The sequence below is a fragment of the uncultured Psychrobacillus sp. genome (assembly GCF_938022135.1).
Classification (GTDB): domain Bacteria; phylum Bacillota; class Bacilli; order Bacillales_A; family Planococcaceae; genus Psychrobacillus.
In genome coordinates this window covers 17,984-27,856 of record NZ_CALIED010000026.1, presented here as the reverse complement: position 1 = coordinate 27,856, position 9,873 = coordinate 17,984, and the positions used below count along the sequence as shown (strand labels likewise).

The following is a 9,873-nucleotide window of genomic DNA, read 5'->3' as shown; positions in this document are numbered from 1 at the left end:
TCTCTGATTTAATATTTCTTTGCATCCTAAATCAACCATAACCTTTAACATAGCCAATATTTTTAACCTTTCTCATTCAAGGCTGCTTGTTTTTTTAATGGTATATCGTATAGTAAGCTCGTAATAATTGAAATGAATATTAGACTGGCTAAAATTAATATCATGACTGGAGTGCCATGCGCTTCAACTAAAACTCCTCCTATTAATGGTCCAATCATACGTCCCACGGTCGCCATACTATTTACAATGCCTTGGTAGAAGCCTTCCCTGCCTTTTGGAGCCAGCTGGCTAGCAATAGTTGGAACTGCTGGCCAAACGAACATTTCCCCAAAAGTTAGAATAACCATCGCCGTGACAAACATCGTATAGTCTTCCGCAAATGCTACCACTATAAAGGAAATCATAAATATGACAAGCCCTAAAATCATCTGCGTTTTTATCTTATGTTCTAAACGATTAATAATTGGTTTAATAATCGGCTGAGCAACCAAGATCAGTATCCCATTGACCGTCCATAAAAGACTATACTGCTTTAATGTAATTCCTAAATCTAGTACATAGGTTGATATAGTCGAAGTCCATTGAACATAAATGATCCAAGTAAGCATATAACCAAATGTTACAATCATCATTGCATAAAAAGGTGCCATTTGTTTAATTTTCTTCTCTTCTCCTAAAATTGAGGCCTGATGGTTTGAAACGTTAGACATGTTTCCATAGAACTGACGAGCGATAACAAAAAAGAACACATAGGCGAGTAGATTTGCTCCAAAAATATTATTTATATTATGATCTGCAACTATTCCAGCTAAGGCTGGACCAATAGCAACACCTAAGTTTTGAGCTAAATAAATAGCATTAAACGCTTTACGTCCACCTTCCGGCCATACATTCCCCACCATCGCATACATGCTTGGGAAGATGATACCACCACTAAACCCGAGAATAGCGACTAGCCATACATATTCTGGCCAATCATGCCAAACGGTTAGCGCTGCTAACGAGAGTATGGATAACAGAATTCCAAACACTATAGATTTATAGCCGCCTATTCTGTCAAATAAAAACCCGCCTAACAAATTACCGATCACACCGGTTCCAGCGTTTAGCATCAACACTAACCCCGCCATCGTTAACGATTGACCAAGGTAGTCATGCATATAGATTGTATGTAAGGGCCATAAAAATGAATTCCCCAGTGTATTAATAAACATTCCAATAATTAAAAGCCAGACTGCTTTTGGCATTAATATTCCTCATTTCCTTAGACACTCAAAATATTGTAGCTTTTTTTAAACTGCACTTCAAGATAATTAAATCTACCAAGTCAAAGTTTCATGATAAAATAATCCTGTTAAGGAGTGAAACTAATGAACAATAACTTTCCATTCCCTTCAGACGGGAAGAGATACTTTACATGGAACCGATATTTGCGTGATACCTTTGATATGAAAATTTTCAAGGTGGCGCTTGATGCAGGGTTTGATTGTCCAAATCGAGATGGCACGGTCGCTTATGGTGGATGTACATTTTGCAGTGTTGCTGGTAGTGGCGATTTTGCAGGTGACAAAGTAGATCCTATACCAGTGCAGTTTGAAAAAATTCGAGATAAAATGCATGAGAAATGGAAGAAAGGAAAATATATTGCTTACTTTCAGGCTTATACGAATACACATGCCCCCCTCCCTGTGTTAAAAGAAAAGTTTGAAGCTGCTCTGGCACTAGAAGGAGTTGTGGGGATTTCTATTGCGACTAGACCTGACTGTTTACCAGATGACGTAGTAGAATATTTGGCAGAGTTAAATGAACGGACATTTCTATGGGTTGAGCTCGGTCTACAGACAGTCCATGAGAGTACAGCAAGGCTAGTTAACAGAGCCCATGATTTTAATACTTATATAGAAGGAGTCTCTAAACTAAGAAAGCATGGTATCCGTATTTGTACTCACATTATAAATGGTTTGCCATTAGAAAATAGAGAGATGATGATGGAAACAGCCAGAGAGGTAGCTAAGCTAGATGTTCAAGGGATTAAGATTCACCTTCTGCACCTATTAAAAGGAACTCCTATGGTGAAGCAATATGAAAAAGGAATGTTAGAGTTTATGGGACGAGATGAATATATCCAGCTGGTAGCTGACCAATTAGAAATTCTCCCGCCTGAGATGATCATTCATCGTATTACAGGAGATGGTCCTATTGATTTAATGATTGGACCAATGTGGAGTGCCAACAAATGGGAAGTGTTGAATGGAATCGATGCTGAACTCGCTAAGAGAGAAAGCTATCAAGGAAAACTATTTACGAAGACTGGTGAGTTATTATGAAGCTAAAAAGAATTCTTCCTTATGCAAAGGAGCTTCTTCAGGATGTGATAAAAGAAGGAGATACGGTAGTTGATGCAACTGCTGGAAATGGTCATGACACCTTATTCCTTGCCAGCTTAGTTGGCGATCAAGGACATGTATTTGCATTCGATGTCCAAACAGAAGCAATTGAATCGACCTCTGAAAGACTGAGTAATGCGGCTGTCAGAGATCGTGTCTCTCTAATTTTAGATAGTCACGGCAATGTAAGTAATTATATCGACAAACAGATTTCAGCAGCTGTCTTCAATTTAGGCTATCTACCTGGTAGTAATCATGAGGTAGTTACTAGGGGTAACTCCACTATTCAAGCAATTACATCCTTATTAGATCTTCTAAAAATTGGAGGTCTCATTGTTTTAGTAGTTTATCATGGACATGAGGGTGGTAAACAAGAAAAAGATGAAGTCATTTCTTTTGTTCAACAACTCCCTCAATCTTTCGTTCATGTATTATGCTACCAATTTCTAAACCAAGAAAATGACCCTCCATTTATCATTGCCATAGAAAAAATGAAGGAAAGGTGAATAAATGGATGAAGGGTGGAGAAACTAACATAAAAAGGAGATTACCATGCCAAAAATAGCTTCCGTTAGTACATATAAACCTCCATACTCCCTAGAACAATCCAACATAGAACAATTAACGAAAGAGCTTTTTCAAGATAAAATCCCACAGCTTGAACGCTTGCTTAAAGTATTTGAAAACGGTGATATCAAATCGAGAAATTTTTGTGTACCACTAGAGTGGCATCAAACGAATCATTCATTTGAAGAGAGAAATTCTCTGTATATTGAGCTTACTACCAAATATAGTGTAGAAGTAATCCAAGCCTGCCTTCAAAACAGTTCTTTCCTAGAGAAGAACGTCTCCCCTGAAGAAATTGATGCTATTATCTTTGTAAGCAGCACTGGTATATCTACTCCAAGTATCGATGCGCGGGTGATGAATCATCTTCCCTTCTCAGACAGGCTAAAACGTATTCCATTGTGGGGACTAGGCTGTGCAGGCGGGGCAGCAGGCATAAGCAGAGCATTTGATTACTGTAAGGCACATCCTTCTGACAAGGTGCTCGTTGTTTGTGTTGAGCTATGTAGCTTGACCTTCCAACCCAATGATTATTCTAAGAGTAATCTAGTCGGTGCCTCTCTTTTTGCAGATGGAGCGGCCTGCGTGTTAGTTTGCGGGGACGATGTGGAAATTGGAACCAAAAGACCCGTACCTCATATCATTAATACAGCGTCCAAATGGATGCCAGATTCTGAAGATGTTATGGGCTGGGAAGTAAAAAATAGTGGCTTACATGTAGTATTCTCGAAAAGCATACCGACGATTATCTCCAAATGGCTTGGCCCGTTTATGCACGAATTCTTGAGCGAGGAAAAGATTACGAGTGAGGATATCGTTAACTTTGTTGCTCATCCAGGAGGAAAAAAAGTGTTAAAGGCGTATGAGGATACCCTTCATCTATCCGAAGACCAAACCGCTATCTCAAGAGAAGTGCTAAAAAATCATGGAAATATGTCTTCTCCAACGGTTCTCTATGTATTAGAACAATTTATGCTTAAAGAAAATGCTCCTAATGACTATGGCATGCTAGTCGCTCTAGGCCCTGGTTTTTGTGGCGAAGCAGTGCTATTAAATTGGAGGGATTGATATGTTATTTTTCATCGTTATAGCACTAGTCATTATTCAGAGATTAGTCGAAGTAGCTGTTGCTAAGAGAAACGAGAAACGAATGCTAGCTCAAGGGGCCTACGAAGTGGGAGCTTCCCATTACCCTTACATGCTAGCACTTCATATAAGCTTCTTTCTTTTTCTAATTGCAGAGGTTGTTTTATTGGATCGAGGAATTTCTCCATTATTCCCAGTATTTTTATTCGTTTTCTTGTTAGTCCAATTACTTCGCGTGTGGTGCCTGACATCTCTCGGAAAGTTTTGGAATACCAAAATAATTATACTTCCTGGCACTAACGTAGTTACAAAAGGTCCATATCTATATTTCAGACACCCTAACTATATTGTTGTTTGTACCGAAATCCTGTTACTTCCACTGATGTTCCAGGCATATTTTACAGCACTTGCGTTCACGCTATTAAACCTTGCAATGCTTTCCGTTCGGATTCCATTAGAAGAGAAGGCTTTAATAGAAGCAACAGATTATGAAGAAGCATTAAAAAAGAAGAAGATTTCAGCTTCCTAGCTGGTATCTTCTTCTTTTTGCTTTTTAGATTAAGCTTGTTTCGTTACAGCCTCTTCGACTGCGCGAGCGACAATATAATGGACTGCAGGATCTAATGGGTTTGGTATTAGCTCACCCGGTCTTGTATAATCCACAATTGCCTTCGCCGCTGCAATCAGCATTGGATACGTGATTTCTTTAGCCCCAGCATTTAAAGCACCTTTAAAAATTCCTGGGAATCCTATTACATTATTTACTGAGCGACCATCTGCAGCAAAAGCTGCTCCAGCCGCAATCGCTTCAGATGGAAGGATTTCTGGATTAGGGTTAGAAAGCGCTAATATGATTTGACCTTTTCGCACCATCTCCGGTTTTATCAAACCTTGAACACCAGTAGTAGCTACGATAATATCACAGTTCCCCATCATTTCTTCTAAAGAATTCATTGTCTGACCACCGTACTGAAGCAGACGCTCTTTTGCCGCTTCCTGACGATCCAATCCATATACATCTTCTACTCCATAGGCCATTAACATACGGCATATAGCTAATCCTGCTGCTCCTAAGCCTATCTGACCAATCCTTGCATTTTTGATGTCTACCTCGGTAGCTCGACATGCAGAAAGTATAGCAGACAATGCTACCACTGCAGTTCCATGCTGGTCATCATGCATAACAGGGATAGGAAGCTCTGCTTTTAATCTTTCTTCTATTTCAAAGCAATGTGGTGAACCGATATCTTCAAGCAATATTGCACCAAATCCTTGGTGAATATGCTTAATAGTTTCTACTACTTCGTCCGGATCGCTCGTATCTAATAGAATCGGTATACCGCTCAATCCTACAAATTGATCTAACAGTACAGATTTCCCTTCCATTACCGGCATACCTGCAACAGAACCTATGTTACCTAACCCTAATATAGCAGTTCCATCCGTAACAATAGCTACCGAATTTCCGATGGACGTAAAATATTGAGCCTTATCTGGTTCATTGACAATCTCCATGCAAACGCTAGCAACACCAGGTGTGTAGATTCTTTGAAGGTCTCCTAGTGAACGAACGTCATATCTGCTCTTCATCGCAATCTTTCCACCTTCATGCGCTTTCAACACATCATCACTGATCGCTTGAATCTTCACACCGTTTCCAATAGCTTCTATATTACTTATAATTTTCTCAAAATCTTTTTTAGACTTGCTTGTAACAGATATGTCGCGAATAGTAGTTAAAGCACCACTTTTTAAAGTTGTAATATCCCCTATATCGCCTTCTCCCATTCCAATTGCAGTTGCTACCTTAGCAAAGTTACCAGGTTTAGAAGGTGTTTCTACTATTATATTACGAATAATATGTTGGTTTTCCATAGTTTTCTCCTAATCTCTCACTATTTTTGAATTATATGATTATAACACAAAAATTCTATTTGTTTGATAATGAAACATTTAATATAGATAAAAGTGATAGTTAAGTAGGTGCTCACCTTATCTATGTAACCCTTCTCTTTAAAATTACTTTTTCCACCATCATAAAGTGGTATAATTAGGAAAATATAGGAGGTCATTATGGATACTATTACGTTAATCATTATTTTGAGTTTAATCATGCTAGGAGTAATATCATTCACACTTTTTATAAGAAGACTATTAATAAATACCACACCAAGATCGTCTCATACCTCTTCTGAATCAGATATTGACAAAAAATTGGACAAAATTATCATGTTGTTAGAAGAGAATAAATCTTCAAAATAGAAAAGCTGAACATAATTAGTCTCCCTTTCAGGTCTTGAAATAGTAAGCATATCTATTTGATATAGAGGGAAAAACTTGTTCGAGCGGAGTACCATAGCGAAGAAAAACCACTAAAATTCTACTGTTCGTAAAATTTTAGTGGTTTTTTATTTCTAAGGTGGCTTTGTCCTAGTCACTTATTAAGGTTTATTATATTTTTTTCAAATGATGGATTATTCGTTCGTATATTTTAAGGAATTGTAATTCAAATTAAACATGTCCTTCGTTTCGATTGAAGCATTTCTATTAGTACTTCAGTTTCTAGTGGCCAGTTAATTATTACACGATATACCCGATGGATCGTAATACATTATTAATGAAGGAGTGGGAATACGTAAATATTTCTTCTCTTTCTGGCTCTAGATACAAGTCATGAAAGCAATTCTTCCATTCCTTAAATTGATAATCCGAAAGCTCTTGTTTTTTCAGCCATACTTTAGCAGCTGCTGTATCCGTAATTTTATCTCTTTCACCCGTCATCAATAGTAAAGGAACATTAGGAATAGATTCATGATATTGACTAACCGTTCTCATCTCATTTTCCAGCTCTTTATACCAGCCATGTGAAATTATTGTTCGATAATAAGGATCATCAACTAGATTTTGATAAGCGCCGTAGTTTCTAGTGAGTTCCTTGAGCTGAATATCGTGGTTTATCTTTTGCTGTACGGAGATTTTAGCTAAAGTCTTCGTCCATTTAGATGGAAGCTTGTTTAACTGTAGCCATGGCGATGTCAAGATAACACCCGCATACTGGACCTCTATTTTATGTAACATTTTCATCACCAAGGTTGCCCCAAGACCATGTCCAATGATGAATATAGGAAGATCATAGGAAACTGCCACCTGTACTGCTTGTTTTATGTATTCTTTGTAAAGATCAAAAGATTCATCATGGATGGTTTTTGCTCTCACCAACTCCCCATGTCCTGGCAGATCTCCCATTACTATATGGCAATTAGAGCTTCTCAATTTTTCGATTAACCAAGCATAGCGTCTGTGATGCTCATAGGCACTATGAACAATTATTACTACTGCTTTTGCTTTTTCATCTGATTCCCATTTCCACATGTTCAACATACCTCATTTCTAAAACACTCTCCACGTACTATTTATTTCCTTCTTCCCATTTGTTTGATAGGATTAATTATATTCTAATAAAATAAAGGAGTGTGTCTATTTTGATTTATCCTTACAAAGATAAGAAACCTTCGATCGATGAATCAGTTTATATTGCTGATTATGTCACAATTACAGGGGATGTTACAATCGGACCAGAGACTACAATTTGGTTTAATACGGTAATTAGAGGGGACGTTGCCCCTACTGTGATCGGAAGTAGAGTAAGCATTCAAGATTTAAGTTGCCTACACCAAAGTCCCAATAACCCATTAATCATTGAAGATGAGGTCACTGTCGGCCATCAGGTCACTTTACATAGCTGCACAATCCGAAAAGGTGCTTTAATTGGCATGGGTTCCATTATATTAGATGGCGCTGAAATAGGTGAGGGTGCTTTTATTGGAGCAGGAAGCTTGGTTCCCCAAGGCAAAAAAATTCCACCTAATACGCTTGCTTTTGGAAGTCCAGCAAAGGTTATACGAGAACTAAATGAGGAAGATAAAAAAGATGTGCAACGAATTATTCATGAGTATGCTGAAAAAGGACAATACTATAAATCGATAAAACCAATTTAAAAATGATTAAAAAATTTAACCATACTTATATTTTATATAATTTATACCCATTAATCCATAAAGAGTAAACGCACCCAATTATTAATCTCCTTTAAATACACTTAGTTTTCAGATCATCTGTATAAAAGTATAAAAAGAACAGAAGGTATTAAGAGATCAATCTCTTAATACCTTCTGTTTTTATAAGAGGCATTCTGTAATAGAAGACTCTTTTATAGACCAGCCTTTTGCTTTAATAGCTCTGCTTTGTCTGTTCTTTCCCATGGTGCATCAATATCAGTACGTCCAAAATGTCCGTAAGCAGCAGTTTGCTTGTAGATTGGGCGACGAAGGTCTAACATTTTAATTATGCCAGCTGGGCGAAGGTCAAATAGCTCACGGATATAAGTTACCAAATCTGCTTCGGATACTTTACCTGTTTCAAATGTATCAATAGCAATTGATACAGGCTGTGCTACTCCGATTGCATAAGCAAGCTGTACCTCACAACGATCAGCAAGACCAGCTGCAACAATATTCTTTGCCACATAACGAGCTGCATAAGCTGCAGAACGGTCTACTTTTGTTGGATCCTTACCAGAGAAAGCTCCTCCTCCATGACGAGCATACCCACCGTAAGTATCTACGATAATTTTACGACCTGTCAAACCTGCATCCCCTTGTGGACCACCGATAACAAAGCGACCAGTCGGATTGATAAAGTACTTTGTTTCGTCTGTTATTAAATTAGTAGGAACTACTGGTTTAATAACATGTTCTTTTAAATCTTTTTGAATTTGTTCTAACGTTACTTCCGGATGATGCTGTGTGGAAATAACAATCGTATCGATATGAACTGGATTGTTATTTTCGTCATATTCTACTGTTACTTGTGTTTTACCATCTGGTCGTAAGTAATCTAATGTTTCGTCTTTACGAACCTCAGCTAATCGGCGAGCTAATTTGTGGGCTAGGCTAATTGGAAGTGGCATAAGCTCTGGTGTTTCATTACAAGCATAGCCAAACATTAAACCTTGGTCCCCAGCTCCGATTGCTTCAATATCAGAATCAGACATCGAACCTTCTCGAGCTTCTAGTGCTTGGTCAACTCCCATAGCGATATCAACCGATTGCTCATCGATAGCTGTAAGAACTGCTGACGTTTCTGAGTCAAAACCATATTTAGCTCGCGTATATCCAATTTCTTGAATAGTAGCTCGCACTACTTTTGGAATGTCTACATAAGTAGAGGTTGTGATTTCTCCAGCAACTAAAACCAAACCTGTAGTAACTGTTGTTTCACAAGCTACACGAGCGTTTGGATCTTCCGTTAAAATCGCATCTAAGATAGCATCTGATATTTGGTCACAAATTTTATCTGGATGACCTTCTGTTACTGATTCCGATGTAAATAATCGTCTTTGTGTCAAAAAAATTCCCTCCTATGTCCTGCGAGATTTCTCTCAGGAATTGATACGGTACTCATTCCCATGTCAAGCCTATAGTAAACTTGAAGCCGTTTCGGACTTGGCACACAAGGATTTAGGGCGATGTAATATAAAAAAACCTCTCACTCACGTAGTTACATGAGGAAAGGGATTAATATCATAAACACCTTTCACTCTTATCAATCAAGGAATTTCACCTTGTATCAGGTTTGGCACCTTTGTAACGTAAGTATAATTACAGGTTGCCGGGTTTCATAGGGCCTGAACCCCTCCACACGCTCGGAATAAGAGTATCCGTTCAATTCACCATCATACGTATATTAGCAAAATAAGTCAACAGGTAAATTTGTTATTTATTCACAATTACAAAAAAAATCATTTTTTGAGCTTTAATTAGTGTAGACTATT

Annotated in this window: 10 protein-coding genes and 1 riboswitch; of the genes, 6 read left to right on the top strand and 4 right to left on the bottom strand. The window is 38.0% G+C overall.

The window, feature by feature from the left end:
- Nucleotides 1–62: 62 nt before the first annotated feature.
- Nucleotides 63–1,247 (bottom strand): MFS transporter, encoded by a 1,185-nt coding sequence (locus tag Q0371_RS06745; RefSeq protein ID WP_169359993.1) that lies wholly within the window; start codon nt 1,245–1,247, stop codon nt 63–65.
- Between the two features lie 123 nt (nt 1,248–1,370).
- Between Q0371_RS06745 and Q0371_RS06740 the strand changes: the two genes are divergently transcribed.
- Genes Q0371_RS06740 through Q0371_RS06725 form a run of 4 tightly spaced genes read left to right on the top strand, consistent with a single transcriptional unit; the run spans nt 1,371 to nt 4,569 of the window.
- A complete protein-coding gene (locus Q0371_RS06740; protein ID WP_298469703.1) occupies nt 1,371–2,327 on the top strand; it encodes a TIGR01212 family radical SAM protein in 957 nt (318 codons plus the stop codon).
- On the top strand, nt 2,324–2,893 hold the full coding sequence (locus tag Q0371_RS06735; protein ID WP_298469701.1) for a class I SAM-dependent methyltransferase: 570 nt from the start codon (nt 2,324–2,326) through the stop codon (nt 2,891–2,893). The genes Q0371_RS06740 and Q0371_RS06735 overlap by 4 nt, the downstream gene beginning before the upstream one ends.
- Nucleotides 2,894–2,939: 46 nt before the next feature.
- Entirely contained in the window at nt 2,940–4,022 is a 1,083-nt protein-coding gene (locus Q0371_RS06730) for a 3-oxoacyl-[acyl-carrier-protein] synthase III C-terminal domain-containing protein (RefSeq protein WP_298469698.1), read from the top strand.
- 1 nt (nt 4,023) lies between these two features.
- Nucleotides 4,024–4,569, top strand: coding sequence for an isoprenylcysteine carboxylmethyltransferase family protein (locus Q0371_RS06725; protein ID WP_298469695.1), 546 nt, complete (start codon nt 4,024–4,026; stop codon nt 4,567–4,569).
- Nucleotides 4,570–4,598: 29 nt separating this feature from the next.
- Here the strand turns inward: Q0371_RS06725 and Q0371_RS06720 are convergent, their stop codons facing one another.
- Nucleotides 4,599–5,915: a malic enzyme-like NAD(P)-binding protein gene (locus tag Q0371_RS06720; RefSeq protein WP_298469692.1), complete on the bottom strand. Its 1,317-nt coding sequence runs from the start codon at nt 5,913–5,915 to the stop codon at nt 4,599–4,601.
- A 198-nt stretch (nt 5,916–6,113) separates the two neighbouring features.
- On the opposite strand from Q0371_RS06720, the gene Q0371_RS06715 reads away from it, so the two are divergent.
- On the top strand, nt 6,114–6,302 hold the full coding sequence (locus Q0371_RS06715) for a DUF4083 family protein (protein ID WP_298469690.1): 189 nt from the start codon (nt 6,114–6,116) through the stop codon (nt 6,300–6,302).
- A 318-nt stretch (nt 6,303–6,620) separates the two neighbouring features.
- On the opposite strand, the gene Q0371_RS06710 is transcribed toward Q0371_RS06715, so the two are convergent.
- Nucleotides 6,621–7,412, bottom strand: coding sequence for an alpha/beta hydrolase (locus Q0371_RS06710; protein ID WP_298469687.1), 792 nt, complete (start codon nt 7,410–7,412; stop codon nt 6,621–6,623).
- A gap of 110 nt (nt 7,413–7,522) precedes the next feature.
- On the opposite strand from Q0371_RS06710, the gene Q0371_RS06705 reads away from it, so the two are divergent.
- Nucleotides 7,523–8,038, top strand: coding sequence for a gamma carbonic anhydrase family protein (locus Q0371_RS06705; protein WP_298469684.1), 516 nt, complete (start codon nt 7,523–7,525; stop codon nt 8,036–8,038).
- 212 nt (nt 8,039–8,250) lie between these two features.
- On the opposite strand, the gene metK is transcribed toward Q0371_RS06705, so the two are convergent.
- Nucleotides 8,251–9,447: a methionine adenosyltransferase gene (gene metK / locus Q0371_RS06700; RefSeq protein ID WP_169359984.1), complete on the bottom strand. Its 1,197-nt coding sequence runs from the start codon at nt 9,445–9,447 to the stop codon at nt 8,251–8,253.
- 191 nt (nt 9,448–9,638) lie between these two features.
- A riboswitch (SAM riboswitch) is annotated at nt 9,639–9,756 on the bottom strand.
- Nucleotides 9,757–9,873 lie beyond the last annotated feature (117 nt).